We start from the raw sequence: 23,673 nt of genomic DNA, 5'->3' as shown, positions 1-23,673 counted from the left end.
CCGGGAAAGGGGTTTGACCCTTTCCCCGGGCCGCCCTGTTTTGGTCCTACCCGCGGATGAACTTCTGCACCTTTTTGGGGGGCGCCTCGGGGTTGAGGCGGTAGACCTGGCGGGCGATGGCCTCCTCCGCCCCCTGGGGGGAGAGGGCGGCTGCCTCGCGAAACAGGCCGCAGCCCCAGAAGCGCTCGGCCGTGCAGAAGGCGGCCGAGGGCCAGCCGTACGCCTCCCCGGTTTGGGAGCGCTTTTGCTGCCGGCCGCAGACGGTGATGTAAAGCCCCATCTGCAATTCCGTCAGGGCCCGCTCAAAGGGGGCCTTCTCCTGGGAAGAGAAGCCGGCCCGGCGCTTGAGCTCGTGGGCGGGGAGGCTGTCGGCCTCCAGCAGCGCCTCGTAGACCCGCTTGGCCTCCCGGCTGACCTGTCCCTCCTCGTAGGCCTCGAAAAGGGTCCGCCCCTGTCGGCGGGCGGCGAGGAAATAGGGGTACCAGGCCCGGGTGATGTAGCCGCTCTTTTTGAAAAACACCTTGCCGTAGGCGATGTCGTCGCGCTCTGTCAGCACCCGCATCCGCCACTCCCAGGGATCGGTCTCGGGGTCGCCGGTGTGCCAGCGCACCGGGGTGTCGTAGGGCGGCTGTTCCCGCCAGTCCCAGGGCACCAGGGTGTAGATGCCCTCGGCGTTGCTGCCGCCCAGGGCAAACCCCGCCGCCAAAAGCCCCTCGACAAAGTCGCTGTAGCTGTAAATCTCCACCGCTTTTCTCTCCTCCTTCTCTTCGGCCCAGGCCCGGCCCCGCTCGATGCGGGCGCCGGGCGGGGTGTCGCCGTGTGCGGGGTCGCTGAAATGGCGCGCCGACAGCGCGCAGGGGAAGGCGAGGCACCCGCCGCAGTGGGGATGGCCCCTGCCCTGGCGGCACCGGGCCAGGGGGCAGGCCCCGTGAAAGGGGGGGACCGCCAATCTCGATACAGCCGCCGCAGCGCTCCCCCCAGGTGCAGCCGGTACAGGGGAGGCCGCAGCGGGGTTCCACCATCAAAGGCGCCTCCTCTGCGGGCCGCCGTCATTTCCCCCCTATCGTAGCAGGGCAAACAGGACAACAGCCTGTCCTATTCAGCGGTGGTGGGCGGCGATTTTTTCGGCCTCCTCGCGCACCCGTTCCCTCATCTGGGGCGGGTCGATGACCTCCGCCCCGTCGCCGAAGCTGAGGAACCAGGCGAGGGCCTCCTCCGGCCCGGCAAACCCCCAGCGGGCCAGCAGGCGGCCGTCCTCTGCGACGGAAAAGGAGTCGGGGCCCCGCTCCTCCACCAGCCGGTATTTGGCCGCCGGGCAGTAGAGGGCGGTGACCAGGTAGTCATCGCGCATCTGGCTGCCGAAGCGGCGCTTTTCCGCCGGCACCGGGCGGGGGACAAACCCCTCTCCGGCGGGGGTCAGGGCCCAGAGCCGCCCCAGCTTGTAGAGGCGGAAGACCTGCCGCTGGGTGCAAAAGCCGAAGAGGTACCAGTCCGACCACTTGAAGACCAGGGAGTAGGGCTCCACTCGCTTGTCGGCCTCGCCCTTGCCGTAGTAATAGTGAAAGCACACCAGCTCCCGCTGGGCGATGGCCCGGCGCAGCAGCTCGATCTTTTCGGACAGGCTGTCCTTGTAAAAGGATGCCAAATCGATGACCAGGTCGCCGTCGGGGGAGAGGGGGGCCTCCCCCCGGGCGGAGACCTTCTGCAAAAACTGCTCGGCCGAGGAGGTCTTGCTGACGCTGTCGAGCCCCCGCAGCCCGGCGAGGATGCCCTGCAATTCACCGGGGCTGAGCAGCCGCCGGTCGAGTTTGTAGCCGTCCATGATGGCGACCCCTCCGCCGCTGCCCCGGGTGCTCACCAGGGGGATGCCCGCGCGGCAGAGGGCGTCCACGTCCCGCTGGATGGTGCGCCGGGACACCTCAAAGCGGGCCGCCAGCTCTGGCATGGTGGCCCGGTCGGTCTGCAAGAGGTAGGTCAAAATGCCCACCAGACGATCTGTTTTCACGCGCTCACCCCGCCGGTCGAATCGAATTGGGGCCGCGGCTGTGCGCCCCCCTGAAGAGAGTGTACGGCATTCCCGGCAAATTGACAAGCGGCGGCCCTTGTCCCCCCTGCCGCCGCTGTGCTATCATGCAGGAAAGAGAAGGAATGTGCGGCCCCCGCCGGACCGCCTGTTTGCAGAAAGGGTGGTATGCCGTGTACCCAGTTGATTTGATCCTCGAGAACGCCCGGATATACAACAGCTATTTTCAGCGCTTTTTCCATGGCTATCTGGCTGTTTTGGAGGGGCGGATCTTCCACGTGGGCCTGGGGGAGGAGGGGCTGGAGAAGTTTTCGGCCCCGGCGCGCTATGACTGCGGCGGGCGCTGCCTGATCCCCGGGCTGGTGGACGTGCACATGCACATCGAGAGCAGCATGGCTGCCCCGCTGCCCTTCACCGACTACCTGGCCCGCTGCGGGGTCACCACCATCGTCAGCGAACCCCACGAGATCGCCAACGTCTTTGGGCTTGAGGGGATCCGCGCCATCCTCGACGCCGCCCCTGACAGCGCGGTGGAGGTGCTCTGCGGCATCCCCAGCTCGGTGCCCTCCACCAGCGCCGCGCTGGAGACCACCGGCGGCGAGATCGGGCTGGAGGAGCTGAAGGAGCTGCTCCAAGATCCCCGCATCGCCTGTCTGGGCGAGGTGATGGATACCCGCGGGGTGCTAAGCGAGCCCGACTGCAAGCCCAACGTTTTCACCCGCTACCTGCGCGATCGGGCCCCGGCGCTCCCCCTGGAGGGGCACTGCCCCCGTCTCAAGGGGATCGACCTCTCCCGCTACCTCTTCACCGGCATCGACAGTGACCACACCGAGCACGACTTGGAGGAGGTGAAGCACCGCTATTTTAAGGGGATGTTCTTCGAGCTGCAGCGGAAGATGCTGCTGCCCGAGGTGGTGGAGTTCATCGTGCAAAACCGCCTCTACGAGCAGACCGCCTTTGTCACCGACGACACCATGGCCGACGCCCTCGTCGACCGGGGCCACCTCAACGCCCTGGCGAGGGAGGCGGTAGAGCTGGGGATGCCCCTGGAACAGGCCATCTACTGCGCCAGCTACACCGGCGCCCGGCGGATGCGGCTGTACGACCGGGGGGCCCTTGCCCCCGGCCGGCTGGCGGACATGGTGCTGCTCTCCGAGCGGGCCGAGGACTTTTTGCCCCAGCGCACCTACAAGGCCGGGCGGCTGGTGTGGGACGCGGCGGCCCCGGCCCCCACCCGCAGCCGCGCGGGGATGTTCCCGCCCCACTTCTACCGCTCGGTGCAGCTGTCCCCCATCGGGGAGGAGGCCTTTCGGGTGCCCGCCCCCCAGGGGGCCCAGCGGGTGACGGTGCGGGCCATGGGGGTCAGCCGCCTAAGGACCCAGACCGCCGAGGAGCACCTCTCCCTGCCGGTGCGAGGGGGGCTGGTGGACTGGCAGGGCAGCGGCGCGGCCCTGGTCTGCGTCTTTGAGCGCCACGGCAGGGGCGGCGGCGTGGGCCGCGGATTTACCTGCGGCGACCTGCTGCAGCGGGGGGCGGTGGCCACTACCTACGCCCACGACCACCACAACCTGATGGCGGTGGGCCACAGCGCCGCCGACATGGCCCTGGCGGCCGAGCGGGTGCGCCAGCTGGGCGGGGGGATGGCGGTGGCCGAGGGCGGCAATATCCTGGCCGAGATCCCCCTGCCGGTGGCGGGATTGATGAGCGAGGAGCCGATGGAGGTCATCGGCGCCCAGCTGCGGGGGGTGCAGAGCGCCCTGCGCCGACTGGGGTACCGCCACTACGAGCCGGTGATGTCCCTGTGCACCCTCTCGCTGCCGGTGAGCCCAGCTCTGAAAATCACCGACAAGGGGTTGGTGGACGTGGCCAAAGGGGCGGTCGTCCCCCTGTTTTGCGAGGAATGAGCGGGGGAAAAGAGAGATTGGTAGAGGGGGGCGCGCTCCGGGTGTCGCCTTGGGGCGATGGAAAGTTGTCCGCCTCTCTCCGCGGCGGCGGGCAGGAGGAGTGGGCACGCCCCCGCGGCCGGTGGGGAAGGGACGGCCTGTCCTGGCGGCCACGCGCTCCTCTTTTTTGATTGGGAGCAAAATTTCCGCGGAGACATCCTGCTGCCGGGCAACGAGATATCCGGCGGGAACGACCTCGAGACTGCCCGGCGCATCTGGGAGGCGAGCCGGCAATCATCTCTGTCAGCGGGCGCGGCGGTTGCCCGGGCGGAGGGGACGGCGTGCAGGTTCTGCGCTGTCCCCTCAAACCGACAGATGAAAGGAAGTTCTTTGCCGCCCTCGACCGGGTGCGGCCGGGCACCCGGCACACATCGCCCCGGCCCTGCTGCTGCCGGAGGAGGGGCGATGCGGGTGCCCGCCAATCGGGGTCGCCTGGGCTGAGGCAAAGGGATGCGGCTGCCACTGGCGCGCCGCAGAGGGCTGACGGCCTGTTCGCAGGGATCGTCCGGCTGCAAGGGGGGCGGAACGGGCCGTGCAGGGGCGCTCTTCGCCTGTCGCCGCAGCTGTTTGGTGCGGCGGACCCGGGCGGCGCTCCCGGGCTGCCAGGAGGTGGACACCCGCGGCCGGTGAGTCGCCGGGCCGCACCGCAGCCGGCTTGTGTCCTCCCCGGTGAGAGCGGGTGAGGGGAGAGAGAAAAATGCGACGAGGGCCGCTGGGGCGGCCGGATGCACCCTGGCGGCAGGCCTTTTGGCGGTGGGGTCGGCCCGGCTCTGGTGTCGGCGGCTCGAGCGGCGGTCGGCCCTCTCCCCCAAACAGGCGAGGCGCCGCTGCTCGGGCGAAGCCCAGGGGAGCAGCCGGGGCCCTTTACAGAGACGCCCCATTTGTCATTTTGGACAGGCCGACGGCAGCCCCGGCCCGGCGGTGGAATTTGAAATTTCATCCATTTTTTGGTGGACGGGGAGAGACGACTGTCCACCTTCCTCGCCGGCTCACCCGCTGCTTTTGCCGGGATATCGCCGGCTTTGGCGGGGGCGGCTGAACCGGTGGGAGCAGGTGCACCCCGTCGCGGTGGGCCCAGACCCGGTCCTGCGCCGAGGACCAGGCCGCCGGGTTGGATGTGGGGGAATAACCCGCCCGCCGGGGGAGAAAATGAGAGAGAAGGGCAAAAAAAGCCTGGAGCGGCCGCTCCAGGCTTTTGATGAATGGTTTGTCAGAGGGGGCGCTCCACCCGGTCGTCGTCGGTGATGGGGCGGATCACCCGGCAGGGGACGCCGGCGGCCACCGACATGGGGGGGATGCTCTTCAAGACCACACTCCCCGCGCCGACCACCGAGCCGTGGCCGATGCGCACCCCGGGGCCGATAAAGCAGTTGGCGCCCACCCAGACGTCGTCCTCGATCACCACCGGCTCCAGGGTGATGGTGGTGCTGCCGTCGGGGCCGTAGCGCTCGTCGGGGTGGATGGGGTGGCGGAAGGTGCAGACGGTGACGTTGGGGCCAAAGAGGACCCGGTCGCCGATGTCGATGCGCTCCCCGTCCAGGAGGATGCAGTTGTAGTTGGAATAAAACTGCCGGCCGATGTGGACGTTTTCGCCCTGGTCGCAGTAAAAGGGCGGGGTGATCAGCTCCCGCTCGCCGATGTCGCCCAGCATCTCCTCGAGGATCTGCCGCCGGCGCTCCAGCTCGTCGATCCGGGTCTGGTTGTAGTCGTAGAGCAGCTGGCCGGGCTTGTAGGCCTTTTCCCACCAGGGCTTGGTGTAGCCGCCGTAATTGTCTCGCAGGGGAGGGGTGTCGTACATCTCTCTGCCGCCTTTCCTTTTTTGTCCTGTCCGCCCTGCCCCGCGCTGTGGGGGAGGGCGGCGGTCGCCCCCTGGCCGGCGCTCTGCCGCCAGGGTCAGAAGCCGCCTTTGCCGCCCACCGCCGGGCGGGGACAGACGCCGCCTGCCCACCTGTTCGGCCGCCTCGGCGCACCGGCCGCGCTGCGGCCATTGTCCCGCCAGCGCCGAGCGCGCAGGGGGATTTGGCCGTGGGGCAGGGGCAAACGGCGTCTGCGCATCTGCCCGGCCAATCCCCGGTATCATAGCTGCTTCGTGGCTATTATACCATATTTCTCCGCCGGGGGAACCCGGTTTCACCGCTTTTCAAGGAGGTTTTAAAAGAGATGAGACACCGCTTGTTTTCCGCCCGGGAGCCCGCGCGCCCGGCCCCCCTTTCAGCCGAGGGGGACGCCATCTGCCTGGCCGGCGGCTGCTTTTGGGGGCTGCAGAAGTACCTCTCCCTCATTCGGGGGGTCACGGCCACCCAGGTGGGCTACGCCAACGGCTTTAGCGAAAACCCCAGCTACGAGGCGGTCTGTTACGGCAACACCGGCCACGCCGAGGCGGTGATGGTCCGCTACGATTCGGCCGTCCTCCCCCTGGAAGGGCTGCTGGAGTGCTATTTTGGGGCGGTGGACCCCACCATTCGCAACCGCCAGGGGGGCGATATGGGCAGCCAGTACCGCACCGGCATCTTCTACTTGCGGGAGGGGGACCTCCCCGCCATCCGCCGGGCGGTTGCGCGGGTGCAGGCCCAATACAGCGCCCCGGTGGTCACCCAGGTGGAGCCGCTGAAAAATTACGCCCCGGCGGAGGAGTACCACCAGGACTACCTGCAAAAAAATCCCCAGGGCTACTGCCACATCGGCCCCGCGCAGTTTCGCTGGGCCGAGGCAGCCAATCCCCCGCCCAGAGAGACGGGGGAGCGGGGGTGGAAAAACCCGCCGGAGGAGGTGCTGCGGGAGGAGCTGCCCCCCGAGCAGTACCGGGTGCTGCGCGAAAACGGCACCGAACCCGCCTTTGAAAACCCCTACTGGGACTTTTTTGACGACGGTCTTTACGTGGACGCCGCCACCGGCCAGCCCCTCTTCCTCTCCTGCGACAAGTTCGCCTCCGACTGCGGCTGGCCCGCTTTCTCCCGCCCGGTGGAGGGGGCGGCCCTCACCGAGCACCGGGACGAGAGCTTTGGCATGGAGCGGGTGGAGGTCCGCTCCCAGGGGGGCGACAACCACCTGGGGCACCTCTTTGACGACGGCCCGGCGCAGACGGGGGGCCTGCGCTACTGCATCAACAGCGCCGCCCTCCGCTTCATTCCCCGGGAAAGGATGGCGGAGGAGGGCTATGGCGCCTACCTCGCCCGGCTGGAAGAGCGGGGGAGTGAGGACCCGCCCCCTCAAACCGCCTGTTGGCGGCCCGGGCGAGGGGGATAGAGCTCTGGCACCCGCTGGGCAAAGCCTCTAAAGGGGGCGCGGCCCGCCCCCGTGTTTTGGCGAAGGCTGTGCTAGTTCGTAAAAAGTTATTTTGCCACCGGGCAAAGGGTGCGAAAAGCATTCGCCTGCACATCGCTAGGTCTTTGAAGATGTGCGAGCGGATGCTTTTTTTGGAAGTGCTTGCAGTGAACGGAAAGGCGCTGTCCAACTACTTCACAAGGGCAGAGAGGCTGCTGTGTTGCTCGTCGGTGCTGCTGATCGCCCTCTCCGCAGAGGTGAGGGTGGACCGGTTGAAGCGGGGAGAGGGCGCCGTCATGCTGGCCCTGGCGGCGGCTGTCACCGCGGCGTTTTTCTCTATTTTGAGGGCCTTTCACACGGCCGACCTGGGGGTGAACACCCTCTCTGTTGCCACCAGTTTCCCCGCCGTCTATCTCGCCTTTCGGCGAAATCCCCACTGCGCGCTGGCCTATGCGGCCAACGGCCTGGTGCCGATCGCCCTGTGGGGGCTGGCCCCTTTGACAGATCCCTCCTACCTCTCGGCGGCCATCTGTTTTGCCGTGTTTTTGGCTGGCGACCTCTACGTGTCTGTCAACTGGCGAAGGGTGCAGGTCCGGCAGAGCGAGGCCCGAGGAAGCGAAAAAAGGGCTCCCCCAAAGGGGAGCCCTTTTTTGTGGGAGGGGGCGCAACCCCTCTCTCTTTGGCGGCGGCGTGGGAAATCAGAGCATCGCTTTGAGCAGCTCTTCCAGCTCGGCCTGGCTTGTCTCCCGCGGGTTGTCGGCGGTGCAGACGTCGCTCATGGCCTGCTGGGCCAGGAAGGGGACGTCCTCCGCCTTGACGCCCAGGGCGCCCAGGTTGGCGGGGACCCCCAGGTCGGCCCCCAGTTGGCGCACCGCGTCGACCGCGGCCTTGCGGTACTCCTCCGGCGACATGTTGGCGGTGCCGTGCACCCCCATGGCCTTGGCGATGTCGCGGTACTTTTCGCCGGTGCACTCGGCGTTGAACTCCATCGCCCAGGGGAGGATGACCCCGTTGGTCAGCCCGTGGGAGGTGCCGTAGACCCCGCCCACCGCGTGGGCCAGGGAGTGGACGACGCCCCGCCCGGCGTTGGAGTAGCCCATCCCCGCCAGGTGCTGGCCCAGGGCCATGCTGCTGCGGGCCTCCGGGTCGTTTTCAAGGGCGGCTTTGCGCAGCGACCGGCCGATGAGTTCCACCGCTTTGAGGGTGAAGATGTCGCTCATGGGCCAGGCACCCTTGCTGATATACCCCTCGATGGCGTGGGTCAGGGCGTCCATGCCGGTGGCCACGGTCAGGTCCTTGGGCATGCCGGCCATCATATCGGGGTCGACAATGGCCACCACGGGGATGTTGTGGGGGTCGTTGCAGACGATCTTGCGGCGGTTTTTCACGTCGGTGATGGTGTAGGAGGTGGTCACCTCGGCGGCGGTGCCAGCGGTGGTGGGGACCGCCACGATGGGCACGGCCTGATTGAGGGTGAGGGGCCGCCCCTCCAGCGAGAGAACGTCGTCGTAGTCGGGGTTGTTGGCGATGATGCCGATGGCCTTGGCGGTGTCCATGACGCTGCCGCCGCCGATGGCGATCATGCAGTCGGCCTTGACAAAGTGGTAGGTCTGCACCCCGTGCTGCACGTTTTCGATGCTGGGGTTCTGGTGGATGTCGTCAAAGAGGCTGTATTTGATTTTGTTCTCGTCCAGGATGTGGGTCACCCGCGCCGCCACCCCCAGGCGGATCAGGTCCCGGTCGGTGACGATGAGGGCCTTTTCCCAACAGTGCTCCCGCACCTCGTCGGGGATTTTTTCAATGGCCCCAGGCCCGAAGTAGGACGTTTCGTTGAGCAGCATTCTCTGAATCATTTGTCAAACCCTCCCGCTGTTATTTGTGTTGGGATTTGGATCCTCTCAACACCTTTAGTGTAGTATATATATGATAACAAACTATTAACAAAAATAGAAAATATAGATAGAATATACATATTTCTGCCAAAAAGACGCTGAACTTTTGCGCTTTCTTTTGTGCAGTTTGGGGGCGGATCCGCTGTTTGGGACCGCGCTCTTTTGATTTTTGGAAAAGTCTGCTATAATAGAGCCAACTGCCGGGCGGCCCGCGCCCCCGGACGACAAAGCCCACCAGAAAAAGGAGCGAGCGACCATGTACGATACCCAGACCGGCGAATGGATCGAACCCGGCAAGGAGCCGATTTCCGCCCCCCTGCAGAGAGAACCCGTCTACAAGCACCTGGCAGCCACCTTCGGCTGGATGTTTTTGGCCCTGGCCATCACCTTTGTCACCTCTTATGCGGTATATGCCACCGGCGCCCTCTACTATGTCTTTGCCAGCCCCTACCTGCTCATCGCCATGGTGGTGGCCAAGCTGGTGATGGTGGCGGTCCTCAGCCGCAACCTCTACAAGTTCAGCGTCGGGGCGGCCCGGGCCATCTTCCTGGCCTACGCGGCCACCACCGGGGTGGTGCTCTCCTCCCTCTTTTTGCTCTACGACGTGCCCAGCGCCATCCTCCTCTTTTTGGCGGCCTGCGTCTACTTCGGGGCGATGGCGGCGGCGGGGATCATCACCAAAAAGGACGTCTCCGGCCTGGGTGGCCTGGTGACCTGCGGCCTGATCGGGCTGCTGGTGATGACCGTGTTGTCGATGGTCTTTCGCCTCTCGGGGCTGGACATCGCCGTCAGCTTCATCGGCCTGGCCCTCTTCATGGGAATCACCACCTACGACGCCAAGCGGGCCAAGGACTACTATTACAGCTTTGAGGGCGATGGGGAGATGCTCAAGAAAATCTCCATCTACTCGGCGCTGAACCTCTACCTCGACTTCATCAACATCTTCCTCTATCTGCTGCGGCTGCTGGGCAAGCGCCGGAAGTAGGGCGGTGGACATTGTGTTGCGCCCCACCCGGCGGGGAGAATACCGCGCCACCGAGGAGCTGGTGCGGGAGGCCTTTTGGAACCTCCTCGCCCCCGGGTGCGTGGAGCACTACCTGCTGCACCGGCTGCGAGGGGATCCCGCCTACCTGCCGGGCCTGGACTGGGTGGCCCTGGCGGCCGGTCGCCCGGTGGGAGTGATCGCCTACTCCCAGGCCCTGGTGACAGGGGCGGATGGGGTGCGCCGCCCGGTGGCCACCTTTGGCCCCATCGGGGTGTTGCCCGACTGGCAGGGGCAAAGGGTGGGTTCCGCCCTCATCGAGGCCACCCTCCCGCTGGCCGCCGAGCTGGGGTACGGCGGGGTGGTCATCACCGGCGACCCCGACTACTACCGCCGCTTTGGCTTTCGCACCGGCAAGGCCTTCGGCATCCGCCTGCGCGACGGGCGCTATCACGCGGCCCTGCTGGCAAGAGAGCTGCGCCCCGGCGGGCTGTCGGGGGTCGCCGGCCGCTACTGCGAGGCGGAGGCCTTCTCCCTCTCTCCCGGCGATGCGGGCCTGCTGGCCTTCGAGAGGGGCTTTCCCCCAAAGGAGCGGGTGGAGGGCACCCCCTCCCAGCGGCGATTTGCCCGCTCCGCCGCCCGCTATCTCCCCGACGACTGACTGGCAAAGCGCCCCGTTCCCACATGGGAACGGGGCGCTTTTTTGACGGATGGGAGAATTTTGTGGGCTGTTCTAAAAATGCTGTACAAATCTTGTCTAATAAACCGTTGAAAAGGGAGATTTAAGGGAATAAGCTGAAAGTGGAAGTCATTACACCGCTGGACCAGACAGAGGAGGACTACAGAATGGACGTTCAAAATTTGACCAATGAAGTGGGTGCGCCGGTGGCGGAAAACGAGAACTCGCTGACCGCGGGCCCCCGCGGCCCGGTGATGCTGCAGGATGTTTGGCTGCTGGAGAAGCTGGCCCACTTTGACAGGGAGGTCATCCCCGAGCGGCGGATGCACGCCAAGGGCTGGGGGGCGTACGGCAAGCTGACGGTCACCGGCGACATCTCCCGCTACACCCGGGCCAAGGTGCTGCAGCCCGGCGCGGTGACCGACCTCTTCCTCCGCTTCTCCACCGTGGCGGGGGAGCGGGGGGCCGCCGACGCAGAGCGGGACATCCGCGGGGTGGCGGTGAAATTCTACACCGAGGAGGGCAACTGGGACCTGGTGGGCAACAACACCCCCACCTTCTTCCTGCGCGACGTCCACAACTTCCCCGACCTCAACCGGGCGGTGAAGCGCGATCCCCGCACCGGCATGCGCTCGGCGCAGAACAACTGGGATTTCTGGACGCTGCTGCCCGAGACCTTCCACCAGACCACCATCGTCATGTCCGACAGGGGGATCCCCGCCTCCTTCCGCCACATGCACTTTTACGGGGAGCACACCTTCTCCCTCTACAACGAGAAAAATCAGCGGGTCTGGTGCAAGTTCCACTTCAAGACCCAGCAGGGCATCAAAAATCTCACCGACGCCGAGGCGGAGGCGGTGGTGGCCAAGGACCGGGAGAGCCACGGCCGGGACCTCTACGAGTCCATCGAGCGGGGCGACTACCCCCGCTGGACCATGTACGTGCAGATCATGACCGAGGAGCAGGCCCAAACCCACTATGAAAACCCCTTTGACATCACCAAGATCTGGAGGCATGGGGAGTTCCCCCTGATCGAGGTGGGGGTGCTGGAACTCAACCGCAACCCCGAGAACTACTTTGCAGAGGTGGAGCAGTCCGCCTTCACCCCGGCCCACGTGGTGCCGGGCATCGGCTTTTCGCCGGACAAGTTTTTGCAGGGGCGGCTCTTTGTCTACGGCGACGCCCAGCGCTACCGGCTGGGGGTCAACTACAACCAGATCCCGGTCAACCGGGCCCGCTGCCCGGTGAGCGACTACCACCGGGACGGCGCCATGCGCACCGACGGCAACTACGGCGGCGCGCCGGCCTACTCCCCCAACAGCCAGGGGGCCTGGGCGGCCCAGCCGGGGGTGATGGAGCCGCCGCTGGACCTGTCGGGGGCCATGTACGCCTACGACCCCAAGGACGACCCCACCGACGACTGCTTCCGCGCGGGGGGCGACCTCTGGCGGGTGATGACCCCGCAGCAGCGGGACCTGCTCATTGAAAACACCGCCAGAAACATTGAGCCGGTGAGCAAAAACGTCAAGTACCGCCACGCCGTCCACTGCTACCTGGCGGATTTGGAGTACGGCCGCCGCATCACCGAGGCCATGGGGCTGGACCTTGAAATGGTCAAAGCCCTCTCCCGCCTGACCCACCAGAAGTTGGTGGAGGCCACTTTGGGGGAGATGGAGTAGAAAAAGGGACCCGGCGCTTTGGGCGCTGGGTCCCTTTTTTGGGTCGGCAATCGTCTGGCGGCGCGATGTCCGGAGCCCATGGAAAAGACCAATTTTTCCGCCTCCCCATCCCCCTTTGGCTTTGACCGGGGAGGGGAGGAAGCGGGTGGTTTTGAACTGCCGAGGACGGGAGGGAGAATTCTCTGGCAGGGGAGCCGCCAGGGGCGTTTTCCCGGGCCGAAGAGCGGCGGCCGGACGCCTGCGAGAACTGCCGATGGGGAAGAGGACAGCCGGGAGTATTGAGATTGCGAAAACAGCTCCAATCGAGGGCGGTGCCGAGCAGCCGCCGGGCCCCAGTGACCCGGCGGCGCTCCCCCCTTGCCCTTCCGCGCGGGGGCTGCCGACTGCCTTTTCGATGGCCGGGCCGTTGGCACGGATCGACTGGTTTCTGCGCCCGCTTCCGCTTTGCATTTATGTCCCCGCAGGGAAGGGGAGCGGCCTCCCCTTGGAAGGCAGGGCCCCCTAGCGGCGGTATCCGCCGGGCAGGGGGCGGTGGGGGTACTGCACGGCGATACGATTTTCCGGCAGGGGATCAAAGAGGTAGAGCACAGTGAGGAAGAGCCATTCGGCCGGTTTCATCAGCAGGTAGACGGCGTCCGCCAGGTAGGGGGAGCGGATGTGCCGGGCCACCGGGTAGCCCAGCCGGTCGTAGAGCCCCCGCACCAATCGGTGAAAGCGGGGGGCGCGCTCCTCCAGCAGCTGCTCAAAGGCGTTGGCCACGCAGAGCTGCCGGTTGACTGTCACCCGGTGGCCGTGGCGGCAGCCCGGGCGCAGGGGTTTGACCAGCCGCCGGTGCCCGCCCGCCGCCACCGTGCAGAGGTAGTGCTCGTCGTAAATGACGTTGGGGGGAGAGACCTGCCGGGAGAGGTTCCAGTCGCTGGTCTCGCTCCAGGCCCGCAGCACCGCGTCGGGTGCCTGGCCAAAGAGGGCCAGCAGCCCGACGAGGACCCCCAACAGGGGCCACATCAGCAGCCCGGCGAGCCAGGGCCAGTTGGCGGTGTTTTCGAGCAGGGCGGCCATCCGCCCCAGCAGGGGGCGGGTCTGGTAGCGCGCCGCCGCCTCCCGCCGGGGACACTGTTCCCGCCACTGGGCCACCAGATCCCGCACCGCCTTGGCGGCGATGAGAAGGCAGTTGGCGGGGAAGAGGGCCAGCAACCAGTACCGGGCGGTGAACACCTGCGCCATCCAGAGCAGGCAGACGCCGCAGCCCAGGTAGAGGGCGGCCATGGCCAGCACCGCCGCCAGGGGCGGCAGCTTGGGCAGGGGGACCAGCCGCAGCAGCAAGTACCCCAACAGCCCTACGGCCGCCAACACCGCCACGGTGGGCGCCCCCCAGCTGGCGACGGGGGTGTGCCGCTGGGCATTTTGCAGGGGGACCGGCCAGTCGGCAAAGCGGACCTCCGAGATCGAGAGGAGAAGGGCGGTAAAGAGAGACCCAGCCGCCAGCGTCGCCCCCTCCACCGCCTGCCCGGCCAGGCGGGCGGCTGCCCCCTTGGCGCGGCGGATCAAAAAGGCCAGGTTGAGGAGGGTCAGGAGGAGGGGCCAGACCAGAAAGAGCCCGACGCCCGCCGACACCGCGAACAGCCCCGCGAGGGAGGAGGCGCGGCCCAGCGCCGCGATCAGGCAGCCCAGAAAGCCCAGGACCTGCCCGGCCGCCAGCGACCAGAGGAGCGGGTGGCGCAGGAAGGCCTCTTTGGCCCTGGCGGGGCTCATCCCCTTTTCCCCCGGGGCGCGAGCCCCAGCCAGCGGCCGTAGAGGAGGGCCAGCAGCAGCTGAATGGCCCCCGCCGCCAGGGCGATGAGCAGGCAGGGGAGAAGGGCGCTACCCCCCTGGCCCCAGCCGCGGTAGTACCAGAGGGCGAGGGCATCGCCCCCCAGACAGAGCAGGGCGGTCAGCCCCCCCGAAACGAGAGAAAAGAGGGGGGCGCTGCGGTATTCCCGGGCGAAGAAGTAGTGGATGAGGGAGAGAAAGAAGCTCACCCCCGGCACCACCAGCCAGAGGGCGGCCCGCCCCTGGGGCAGGGTGTGCCAGCCCCCCTCCACCATCACCCCGGCGGCGGTGAAGAGCAGGGCGGTGAGGAGGATGGCCGCCAACAGGGAGTTGGCCCAGCGGCGGCGGATGTTGGCGAGGACGGTCCCCTCCGGCGGGGGGGCGGAGAGGGGGAGGTCGAGCCCCGCCTCCATCTCCGCCAGGGCGCGGCGGCAGTCGGCGCAGCCGGCCAGGTGCGCCTTTACCGCCCGGCGCGAGGCATCGCTGCAGACCCCGTCCAGGTAGAGGGGGAGCAGGTCGCGTATCAAATCACAGTCAAAGTCCATCCAAACCATCCTCCTTCATGGCGGCGATGATCCGCCGTTTGGCCCGGTAGTAGAGCACCCGCGCCCAGCTTTCAGAGCGGCGGTAGCGGCGGCTGATCTCGGCCAGTGAGAGCCCCTGCAGGGCGTGCATGGCAAAGACGGTGCGCCCCGGCTCGGCCAGCCGCTCCACCTGGCGGAAGATGGCCTCCGCCTCCTCTCGTTCCTCCTGGCGCAGGAGGGCCGGATCCTCCGCTGCCGCACCGTCCACAGCCCCCTCCAGGGGGAGCTGTCGGCTCTGCCTGCGCCGGGCGTCCAGGTAGAGGTTTTTGCCGATTTGGCAGAGCCAGGAGGAGAGGCGGCAGTCCCCCCGAAAGCCGTCCAGCCGGATCAGGGCGCGGACAAAGGTCTCCTGCAACAGCTCCTCCGCCTCGCCGGGATCGCCGGTCAGCCGCAGCAGATAGCCGTAGACCAGGGGGGCATTCTCCCGGTACAGCTGTTCAAATTCGTCCACGGCGGCTCCCCTCCTCTCTTCTAGTAAGACGCCTGTATCCCCCGGCCGTTACAGCGACCCCGCCCCTTTTCTGCGCATTCGGCCGCTGCGGCAGGCGCGGGGAGAGGGGCAAAAAAGCGGGCCGCCCGCCCTCTGGCGAACGGCCCGCTGCGGCTGGGCAGGCGGTCAGTCCCGGCTGCGGCGCAACTTGCTCTCGGCGGCTGCCAGCCGGTCGTAGCCCTCGATCTTGCAATCGAGCCTTGCCAGCACCGCCTGCATCTCCTCGATGCGCTCTGCCAGCCGCTGCCGCTGTTCCGCCAGCAGCAGTTTGCGGGCTGGGGCGGTCTCCTCCCCCTGCTGGAAGAGGGCGACGTACTCCACCAGCGACTCGATGGGGAGTCCCGCCCCCCGCATACACTTGATGAATTCGACCCAGCGGCAGTCCTCCTCGTCGTACTCGCGGATGCCGCCGGCGCTGCGGTGCACCGGGGGGATCAGCCCGATGCGCTCGTAGTAGCGCAGGGTGTCGGCGGACAGGTCGTAGGTGCGGCTCACCTCGGCAATGGTCATGGCGCAGTCTCCTTTCGCTTGTTTGCTTTGCCCGGGGCGGGTGTTCCCCCGCCGGCTTGCGCCCGGCGGGCGAGCTCCGCTGGGCATTTGATCTGGTAGCCCTGTTTGCTCTTTTGCAGCACCCCTTCGCGGCAGAGGTCGGCCAGCAGGCGAAAGACATGGCGGTAGCTGGCGCCGACAGAGCAGGCCACGTCGGTGATGGGGTCGCGGAACAGCCCGCCGGGCGCATTTTTGCAGATGTAGGCGCAGAGGCGTTCCTGTGCCGAGCAGAGGGAGGAGAGGGCGTAGTTTTCAGAACTCCTCTGCAACTTGTCGGCCAACACCGCCCCCAGCCGCTGCCAGAAGGGGATGTTTTCCCGCAGCTGCTCGGCGATGCTGGCGCGGTCGATCAAGACGCACTCGAAGGCGGAGACGGCCGTCACCGTGGTGGTGGCCAGCCGCTGGCAGGTCAGCAGTTCGATCTCCCCGATCATCCCGTCCGAGAGGTAGTAGCAGAGGATGAGGTTTTTGCCGTCCGGCGTGGAGCGGGAGACCTTGGCCAACCCCTTGACCGCCAGGGCCAGCCCCTCGAGCTCGTCCCCCTCCCGCACAATGGCCTCTCCCGGGCAGTAGCGCAGGGCGGTGCAGCGCTCCCGCGGCACCCCCTGCAGGTTGTACTCGGCGAGTTTGGCCAGGTGCCGTGCTGTCAGTGCGCACCGCTCCATCGGCTCTTCCCCCTCTCTAAAAGACAGTATCGCGCCTCTCCCCCAAAAGCACCATGACAAATGTCCTATGCCGTCCCGGAAAAATCTGGTATCCTCATGACAGGGAGGGATCAAACCATGTATCAGCTGCTCGCTCTTTTGACCGGCGTCACCCTCGCGGTCATGGTGTCCGTCAACGGCAACCTCACCGCCGCATACAGCGTCTTTGTGGCGGCGGCGATCGTCCACCTGGTCGGCTCGCTCTTTGCCCTGGTCCTCTGCGCGGCGCAGCGGGAGAAGCGGCCGCTGTGGGGCCACCGCCCCCGCTGGATTTACCTGGGCGGGGCCATCGGGGTCTTTACCACCGTCTTCAACAACCTCGCCTACGGGAAAATCAGCATGACGAGCATCGTCGCCCTGGGGCTATTGGGGCAGACGGCGGCGGCCCTCGCCATCGACCACTTCGGCCTGTTGGGAATGGAGAAGCGCCCCTTTCAAAAGAGCTCCCTCATCGGGCTGGCCTTTTCCCTGGCGGGCATCAGGATGATGCTCGACCGCACGGTCGCCGCGGCGGCGGTGGCGGTGGCGGTCTCCCTCGGCGCGGGGGTATCGGTGGTCCTCTCCCGCACCGTCAACGCCCGGCTGGCCGAGCAGACGGGGCTCCTGCGGGGCTCCCTCATCAACCATCTGGTGGGGCTGCCCATCACGGTGGCGCTGGCCCTGGGCTCCATCTGCCTGGCGGGCGGGGCGCACATCGGCAGCGGCGCAGGACGGCCCTGGATCTACCTTGGGGGCGTTTTGGGGGTGGCGGTGGTGCTGCTGAGCAACCTGACTGTCCCCCGCGTGCCGGCCTTTCGCCTGACCCTCCTGCTCTTCATCGGGCAGATCTTCACCGGCGTCCTGCTGGATCTTCTCCTGGGCAACAGCTTTTCCGACGCCACCTTCCGCGGCGGCCTGGTCATCGCCGCGGGGGTCATTGTCAACCTTGTGGTGGAGAGGTGGGTCGGCCGCAAGGGGGAGAAGGGGGAGGACTAGCGCCTATCGCAAGAGGGCGGCCGGTACAGTCCGGCCGCCCTCTTTTTGGGCTAGAGGCAGGCGCGGAAGATGGCCTCCACGTCGGCCGGGCGCAGGGGGCGATAGCCCCGCAGCACCCCGTTACCGCAGGCCTTTTTGGCCATCTCCGCGAAGTGGGTGTCGTCGATGCCCAGGGCGGTGAAGGTGCTCTTCAGCCCCAGGGTGTCAAAGAGGAAGGCGGACAGCCGGGCAATGCCCTCTCTGGCGGCCACCCTGTCGGGCAGGGCGGCATCGACCCCGAAGACGCTCTTGGCAAAGCGGGCGAGGCGGGGGGCGCTCTCCTCGTCGAGGACGTGCTCCATCCAGCGGGGGGTGAGGATGGCCAGCCCCAGGCCGTGGGTGATGTCGTAAAAGGCAGAGAGCTCGTGCTCCATGGGGTGGCAGCTCCACTCGCAGGTCTGGCAGGTGCGGGTGAAGCCGTTGATGGCCCAGGAGGAGGCCCACATCAAATTGGCCCGGGCCTCGTAGTTCTCGGGTTCTGCCAGCGCCACCGGGGCCGCGTGGACCACCGTCTCCATCAGCCCCTCCATCATCCGGTCGAGCATGTAGAGGCTGCCCTCGGCGTTGAAGTAGGTCTCCATGAGGTGGGAGAGGATGTCCGCCGCCCCGCAGGCGGTCTGGTAGGGCCCCACGGTGTAGGTGGCGGTGGGGTCGAGGAAGGAGACCTTCGGCCGCATGGAGGGGTGGCCCCGGCCGATCTTGTCCCGGGTCTCCAGGTTGCTGATGACGCCGCCCGCGTCCATCTCCGAGCCGGTGGCGGACAGGGTCAACACGGTGACGATGGGCAGGCAGTTGGTGATGGGGGCTTTGTCGGACAGCAGGTCCCAGGCGTCGCCGTCGTGGTAGTACCCCGCGCCGATGAACTTGGTGGCGTCGATGGTGGAGCCGCCGCCCACCGCCAGCAGCACGTCGATTTCGTGCTCCCGGCAGAGGGCGACCCCCTTGTTGACCGAGGTGATGCGGGGGTTGGGCTCGATGCCCGGGAGCTCAAAGAGGGTGAGCCCCGCCCGCTCGACCTCCGCGACGACGCGGTCGTAGAGACCGGTCTTTTTGATGGAGCCGCCGCCGTAGGTCAGCAGTACCCGGGTGCCGAATTTCTTCAGCTCCTCCCCCAGGTGGGAGAGCTGGTCGGGCCCGAAATAGACCTTGGTCGGGATATCGTAAACAAAATTTTGCATTGAAAAACTCCTTTCATCTGGCCGAAGGGGGGGCAGATATGGCGCCCCGCCGGCGCAAGTTCCTATCAACTCCATTTTAAAGCGCCGCTCGGCCGGGGTCAATAGCCCTCTTGGGCGGATTTTTTGGTGCAGGTGGCAACCGGTCTACCCGTCCACCGACTCCAGCCACTTGGTCGCGCCGCCGTCGGCGGGCACCTCGACCGCCAGGAGGGGAAACCAGCTGTCCGGCGCCGCGCCGTGCCAGTGCTTGACATCCGGCGGGATGTTGACCACATCCCCCGGGCGGAGTTCCCGGGCGGGCTCGCCCCAGGCCTGGTAACACCCCTGCCCCCCGGTGACCAATAAAATCTGGCCGCCCCGGCGGTGGATGTGCCAGTCGTTGCGGCAGGCAGGGGCAAAGGTGACGTTGGCGATGCTCACCCCCTGTCGGCGAGCATTGCCAGATAGGATTTTTCGCTGAAGTGGGCGGCGAAGGCGGTGTTTTCCGCCCCTATGGGGAAGGCGGTGCCACCGCCCAGGTCGTGCAGTCTCTTTCCTTCATCCATCTCTCATCCCCCCTCAAACGGCGGCGCGTAAGGGCCGCTGTTTTGTTGGTCTGGTTCTAGGATAAACCCTGGAGTCCGCTCCAAGTCAAGGGCCAGTTTTGCGCCGCCTTTCAGTGAGGGTCAAGCGGCAAAAATGCCCCCGGGAGCACTGCTCCAGGGGGCATTTTGGGGAGGTCACAAGAGAGAGGGAAGACGGGCGAAAAGGGAAGATGTCCAATGTGCGAAGGAGACACAGGGTCCACTGGTTTTTTTACATCCTGTCCGAAAGCGTCATTCAATAGGCTTTTCTTCCTGTTTGGCCATGGTGATGAGTGTTTTTGCATCGTCCCCCAGGAAGCGGATGGTGCCGCGATCGCCGTCCTGAACAAAAAGGTGGTCCGGGAGATCGTCGTTTTGTGGCCTGGGATTCTTCAGATGGATTAGGGGGGTATGGGCTTCACTTATGTACTGCATCAGAAAAATGAGAAACTCTTTTTGGAGTTCTAGCATATCCCTGTCAAAGCCTCCAGCCGGATTGCGATGCCCGTCGATGTCGAGGTATAAAACGCGCTTTTTCCCGGGATGAGCCCTCTGCGCCTCAGCTGCCAGGTCCATTAGAATGCACGCCGACGTATCGAAGTCCTCACCTTCGTATACGACGTGGTAGATAGCCACTTTTTCACTCTCCAGTGCTGTGTAAGCGCTATCGCTGAGCCCTCTGTCAAGAATGCCGCTGTCTGTCATTGATTCGACTTGCTGGTAATAGTGGTCCCTCATCTCCCTGATCTGCTTTCTCTTGGCGGGATTTTCACCAAATAGGTCGTGACATCTTGCGCACAGCGGAACGGCGTTGTCCAGCGTGTCATCGCCGCCTTCGTGTTGTGGCTTAATGTGGTGAACCTCCACAAACGGCTCCCCACAAATCACACATCTAAAATTGCTTTTCCTTTTGGCAGTCAACTTGACTTGCTCACTAAAGGGCATGGGTTACCTCCCTTTTCTCACGGGCATCTCTCTGGGAGACAAAACTACCCGTTTGCAAAAATGACAGACGAGCCTAGGCGCGCCTGTCATCAAACACTTACTTGAGATAGCTATTCCCACTCGGCAAATTCAGATATAGTAGGGTGTATTTGAGGTGATTTCGCAGGAAAAACTTTCGCAAATATGTTAATATTCCACCTGCTATTTTCGGCTGTAAAGTTTATTAGTATCAAAATAGTATCACAAAAGGCTGGGAAATACAACAGAATTATGTGGAGCTCTACATAATTCCGGCACGGACGGACGCTGTCAGGCACAGCGGATAACAGCCTTGCAAGAGGCGTTGTACCTGCGCTGGATATATTCTTGATAGGCTTTCTGGTCTGTCATGGAAATTCCCCCTCTCTGAATAATAGTGCGGGGCGGCAGCACTCCTTGCTGTCGCTCCTTGACTGCCTAACTGCGAAACCGGGCGGGGCTGTCAACGGTGGGCGAAGCCCGTTCATCTTGACCGCCCGCTGGCTCGGCTGGCTTTGCTATTTACCCGACAAACTTGAATTTATTGTAAGGTATCACGTTTTACCTTCTTAAGCCTTACTATCATTACCATAGGAATTTCTTTGTTGGTTTTGAAACATTCTTCATAAAATCCATCAATGACAAATCCAGCTCTAAAACAAAGGTTAAAAATATCTTGTATGGAACGATGATAATAAATCTGCTCTTTCGGTTGCCCTTCAATCGCTATATCATAGTAACTGTGCGGTGTCATATATTTTTCAGTCAACGTGACAAAACAAGGGTGTTGCGTTGCAAAGACAAAAATTCCGCTTTCCTGCAACAGTTCATAAACAGCCATAAGAAGTGGTTCAATATCCGTAATATCCATAATTGCCATATTAGAAACTGCTTTCGTAAAGGCTCGATTTCTTTTTAATTCTAATATACTTTTTCTATTGGTCGCATCCGCCACACAAAATTCAATTTGTTTTGCATATTGTGATTGCCGTCTTTTAGCCAATTCTATCATTTTTTTGCTGTAATCAAAAGCGACAACCGAAGCGCCTCTTTGTGCAAGATACGAAGAATAATTTCCATTGCCACACGCAATATCCAAAATATAATCCGCAGGATTAGGAGATAGAAGTTCCGTTACTTTGGGACGCACTACCTCTCTGTGAAATTCATTAGATTCGTCACCCATTGCATTATCCCAAAATTGTGCGTTCTCCTCCCAGATTTTTTTACTTTCCTCTGTTCCCATGTTCTCTCCCACTCCCAAAATTTGCTTTTTTGCTTCCATTAAATCTTCCTTACGATATTCCATTGTTACCCTCCATAACTTCTGATTGTTGCCGTCTTGACGATTATGTATCTTTACATTACCTTCTGAAACATATGGCGCACCTTGTCCAGGCGGTTGTTTGGACGGCGGGGCTGGATGACCGGCTGGCCGACAGCGGCCTGATACCCTTTTAGCTCTGTAAGGCATACGCTCTGCCCGTTGGTGTAAAAGGCCAGATCAGTACGGTATGCCTGTATACAGCGGGCGGGAATCTCGCCAGTAAAGACAACTTCATCCTTTTTTACCTGGGCCGTTTCGATGGTGGCACAGTATTTCGGTGCATCATGATAAGCCCTGGAAAGGTATTCCTGGGGCGCATAGAGGGTGAAGGAGAGATAAGGTTCCAGCAGCTGCGTCCCCGATTCCTTCAATGCCTGTTCCAATACAATCGGGGCCAATGAGCGGAAGTCCGCCGGCGTGCTGACTGGACTGTAATAAAGCCCGTATTCAAAGCAAATCTTACAGTCCGTTACGTTCCAGCCGAACAAGCCCTGCTCCAGCCCGTAACGGATACCATCCCTGACAGCGTTTTGAAAACTCTGGTTCAAGTATCCCAGCGAAACCCGGCTCTCGTATTGTACGCCGGAGCCAAGCGGGAGTGGTGTAACAGACAGTCCGATAGATGCCCAAAACGGGTTGGGCGGCACCTCGATATGGATGGTGTGGCTGGCTGCTTTGAGCGGCCGCTCCATATAAATGACGGTGGGTTCCTTTACCACTGTTTCAATCTTGTATTTTTCCGACAGCAAAGCGGAAACGACCTCCAACTGCACCCGGCCCAAAAAAGAAAGAATGATCTCATGGGTGATGGAATCCACTTCGCAGCGCAAAAGCGGGTCAGTATCCGCAAGTTGCGTAAGAGCGTCCAGCAGCCGTTCTCTTTGCGCTGCCGTTTTCGGCGCAATCGTCGTCCGCAGCATGGGGAGGGGGGCCTCGCGCCACCTTTTACGAGGGAGCCGGGTTTGATCCCCTAATACATCGTTTAACCTCACGCTGTCGCTGGGAAGGATAACAATTTCGCCCGGATAAGCGGTGTCTGTCCGAACAATTTCCCCTTTGGATGGAATACGCATCTCTGTGATTTTCAGCTTTTCTCTCCCGGCCAGGGCCACCGTATCCCGCAGGCGCAGCGTTCCGCTGTATAGCCGCAGATAGACACGCCGCTGGCCGCAATCGGTGTACTCAACCTTGAAAACGCTGCCGCATAGGGTGGCGCTCCCCTGTTCCCCAATCGGTTGGAACAGTCCTGTCACCGCATCCATCAACGGTTGAATGCCAAGGCCCTTTTTGGCGCTGCCATGATAGACCGGAAACAGGGAGGCTTCTTGAACCCGCCGCTGTTCCTCCCGCGCAAGTTTTTCCTGGCTGATTGGTTCTCCTGCGATATACTTTTCCAATAATGCATCGTTATTTTCGATGACCGCATCCCATGCTTCTATGTCGGTATTTTCCTCCAGGACTATTTCCGGGGACAGCGACACCGTCTGCTTGATGATAATATCGGCGGAGAGCTTATCCCGAACAGACTGAACCACGCTCTGCAAATCAACGCCAGCCTGGTCGATCTTGTTGATAAAGATAACGGTGGGAATGTTCATTTTCCGCAGGGCATGGAACAGAATACGGGTCTGGGCCTGCACGCCATCTTTCGCGGAGATCACCAAGATGGCCCCATCTAAAACAGCCAAAGAGCGGTACACCTCCGCCAAAAAATCCATGTGGCCGGGCGTATCCACAATGTTAACTTTACATCTGTGCCACTGGAAGGAAGTGACTGCCGCTTGAATGGTAATCCCACGCTGCCGCTCCAAAAACAAGGTGTCCGTCCTCGTTGTCCCTTTTTCGACGCTCCCTGGTTCTGAAATGGCTCCACTGGCATATAGCAGACTCTCCGTCAAGGTCGTCTTTCCAGCGTCTACATGGGCAAGAATCCCGATATTGATAATGTTCATGTCTATCCTCCATACAAGGCCCGAATGGGCGCAAAAATCCCCAGCGGCTAATACTTTTACCGCTGGGGATCATGACTT

Annotated in this window: 19 protein-coding genes and 2 pseudogenes; 7 read left to right on the top strand and 14 right to left on the bottom strand. The window is 63.7% G+C overall.

The genetic code is table 11. The annotated features are described in order from the left end of the window. Positions 1-46 precede the first annotated feature (46 nt). Positions 47-949 carry a DUF3795 domain-containing protein gene (locus ACTNAU_RS07650; RefSeq protein WP_441098046.1) on the bottom strand — a complete coding sequence of 301 codons (903 nt, stop codon included), beginning with the start codon at positions 947-949 and terminating at the stop codon, positions 47-49. A 150-nt stretch (positions 950-1,099) separates the two neighbouring features. After that, positions 1,100-2,005, bottom strand: coding sequence for a helix-turn-helix transcriptional regulator (locus ACTNAU_RS07645; RefSeq protein ID WP_441098045.1), 906 nt, complete (start codon positions 2,003-2,005; stop codon positions 1,100-1,102). Between the two features lie 191 nt (positions 2,006-2,196). On the opposite strand from ACTNAU_RS07645, the gene ACTNAU_RS07640 reads away from it, so the two are divergent. Then, positions 2,197-3,927 carry an adenine deaminase C-terminal domain-containing protein gene (locus tag ACTNAU_RS07640; RefSeq protein WP_441098044.1) on the top strand — a complete coding sequence of 577 codons (1,731 nt, stop codon included), beginning with the start codon at positions 2,197-2,199 and terminating at the stop codon, positions 3,925-3,927. A 1,249-nt stretch (positions 3,928-5,176) separates the two neighbouring features. Here the strand turns inward: ACTNAU_RS07640 and ACTNAU_RS07635 are convergent. After that, positions 5,177-5,764, bottom strand: a complete 588-nt coding sequence (locus ACTNAU_RS07635; RefSeq protein WP_185914798.1) for a sugar O-acetyltransferase — start codon at positions 5,762-5,764, stop codon at positions 5,177-5,179. A 362-nt stretch (positions 5,765-6,126) separates the two neighbouring features. Here ACTNAU_RS07635 and msrA point away from each other — a divergent pair, with 362 nt between their 5' ends. After that, positions 6,127-7,212 carry a peptide-methionine (S)-S-oxide reductase MsrA gene (gene msrA / locus ACTNAU_RS07630; RefSeq protein ID WP_441098043.1) on the top strand — a complete coding sequence of 362 codons (1,086 nt, stop codon included), beginning with the start codon at positions 6,127-6,129 and terminating at the stop codon, positions 7,210-7,212. Between the two features lie 149 nt (positions 7,213-7,361). Continuing rightward, positions 7,362-7,802 (top strand): annotated as a pseudogene (locus ACTNAU_RS07625) (nicotinamide mononucleotide transporter); the annotation flags it as partial. 126 nt (positions 7,803-7,928) lie between these two features. Here ACTNAU_RS07625 and fucO read toward each other — a convergent pair. Next, positions 7,929-9,083: a lactaldehyde reductase gene (fucO, locus tag ACTNAU_RS07620; protein ID WP_256136482.1), complete on the bottom strand. Its 1,155-nt coding sequence runs from the start codon at positions 9,081-9,083 to the stop codon at positions 7,929-7,931. 295 nt (positions 9,084-9,378) lie between these two features. Here fucO and ACTNAU_RS07615 point away from each other — a divergent pair, with 295 nt between their 5' ends. The 3 genes from ACTNAU_RS07615 to ACTNAU_RS07605 all read left to right on the top strand — a co-directional run bounded on the left by ACTNAU_RS07615 (position 9,379) and on the right by ACTNAU_RS07605 (position 12,462). After that, the gene (locus ACTNAU_RS07615) at positions 9,379-10,107 is read left to right on the top strand and encodes a Bax inhibitor-1/YccA family protein (RefSeq protein ID WP_216401730.1); all 729 of its coding nucleotides are present in this window, start codon (positions 9,379-9,381) and stop codon (positions 10,105-10,107) included. Positions 10,108-10,111: 4 nt separating this feature from the next. Then, positions 10,112-10,765, top strand: a complete 654-nt coding sequence (locus ACTNAU_RS07610) for a GNAT family N-acetyltransferase (protein ID WP_441098042.1) — start codon at positions 10,112-10,114, stop codon at positions 10,763-10,765. Positions 10,766-10,950: 185 nt separating this feature from the next. Further along, positions 10,951-12,462, top strand: coding sequence for a catalase (locus ACTNAU_RS07605; protein WP_441098041.1), 1,512 nt, complete (start codon positions 10,951-10,953; stop codon positions 12,460-12,462). 501 nt (positions 12,463-12,963) lie between these two features. Here the strand turns inward: ACTNAU_RS07605 and ACTNAU_RS07600 are convergent. The 5 genes from ACTNAU_RS07600 to ACTNAU_RS07580 form a co-directional block, all read right to left on the bottom strand. Further along, entirely contained in the window at positions 12,964-14,214 is a 1,251-nt protein-coding gene (locus tag ACTNAU_RS07600) for a DUF6688 domain-containing protein (RefSeq protein WP_441098040.1), read from the bottom strand. Next, entirely contained in the window at positions 14,211-14,816 is a 606-nt protein-coding gene (locus tag ACTNAU_RS07595) for a zf-HC2 domain-containing protein (RefSeq protein WP_441098039.1), read from the bottom strand. Before ACTNAU_RS07595 ends, ACTNAU_RS07600 begins: the two co-directional genes overlap by 4 nt. Then, positions 14,806-15,306, bottom strand: coding sequence for an RNA polymerase sigma factor (locus ACTNAU_RS07590; RefSeq protein WP_441098038.1), 501 nt, complete (start codon positions 15,304-15,306; stop codon positions 14,806-14,808). The genes ACTNAU_RS07595 and ACTNAU_RS07590 overlap by 11 nt, the downstream gene beginning before the upstream one ends. A gap of 165 nt (positions 15,307-15,471) precedes the next feature. Next, on the bottom strand, positions 15,472-15,855 hold the full coding sequence (locus tag ACTNAU_RS07585) for a MerR family transcriptional regulator (protein ID WP_256136488.1): 384 nt from the start codon (positions 15,853-15,855) through the stop codon (positions 15,472-15,474). Next, positions 15,852-16,559: a Crp/Fnr family transcriptional regulator gene (locus tag ACTNAU_RS07580; protein WP_441098037.1), complete on the bottom strand. Its 708-nt coding sequence runs from the start codon at positions 16,557-16,559 to the stop codon at positions 15,852-15,854. The genes ACTNAU_RS07585 and ACTNAU_RS07580 overlap by 4 nt, the downstream gene beginning before the upstream one ends. Before the next feature lie 117 nt (positions 16,560-16,676). On the opposite strand from ACTNAU_RS07580, the gene ACTNAU_RS07575 reads away from it, so the two are divergent. Then, complete coding sequence (locus tag ACTNAU_RS07575) at positions 16,677-17,573, top strand: DMT family transporter (protein WP_441098036.1); 897 nt, start codon at positions 16,677-16,679, stop codon at positions 17,571-17,573. A 50-nt stretch (positions 17,574-17,623) separates the two neighbouring features. Here the strand turns inward: ACTNAU_RS07575 and ACTNAU_RS07570 are convergent, their stop codons facing one another. From ACTNAU_RS07570 to tet(W), 5 genes and pseudogenes are all read right to left on the bottom strand, one after another. Continuing rightward, positions 17,624-18,790, bottom strand: coding sequence for an iron-containing alcohol dehydrogenase (locus tag ACTNAU_RS07570; RefSeq protein ID WP_441098035.1), 1,167 nt, complete (start codon positions 18,788-18,790; stop codon positions 17,624-17,626). A 144-nt stretch (positions 18,791-18,934) separates the two neighbouring features. Continuing rightward, a pseudogene (locus ACTNAU_RS07565) lies at positions 18,935-19,335 on the bottom strand (cupin domain-containing protein). Between the two features lie 270 nt (positions 19,336-19,605). Then, complete coding sequence (locus tag ACTNAU_RS07560; protein ID WP_441098034.1) at positions 19,606-20,298, bottom strand: HNH endonuclease; 693 nt, start codon at positions 20,296-20,298, stop codon at positions 19,606-19,608. Positions 20,299-20,857: 559 nt separating this feature from the next. Next, positions 20,858-21,625, bottom strand: coding sequence for a class I SAM-dependent methyltransferase (locus tag ACTNAU_RS07555; RefSeq protein ID WP_004010385.1), 768 nt, complete (start codon positions 21,623-21,625; stop codon positions 20,858-20,860). Between the two features lie 50 nt (positions 21,626-21,675). Beyond that, the gene (gene tet(W) / locus ACTNAU_RS07550) at positions 21,676-23,595 is read right to left on the bottom strand and encodes a tetracycline resistance ribosomal protection protein Tet(W) (protein ID WP_031474227.1); all 1,920 of its coding nucleotides are present in this window, start codon (positions 23,593-23,595) and stop codon (positions 21,676-21,678) included. Between the last annotated feature and the right edge of the window lie 78 nt (positions 23,596-23,673).

Origin of the sequence: Bittarella sp. HCP28S3_D9, assembly GCF_052065655.1 — a bacterium.
GTDB lineage: Bacteria > Bacillota > Clostridia > Oscillospirales > Ruminococcaceae > Bittarella > Bittarella massiliensis.
The sequence above is the reverse complement of the archived record's forward strand: the minus strand, read 5'-3'. Positions and strand labels throughout refer to the sequence as shown.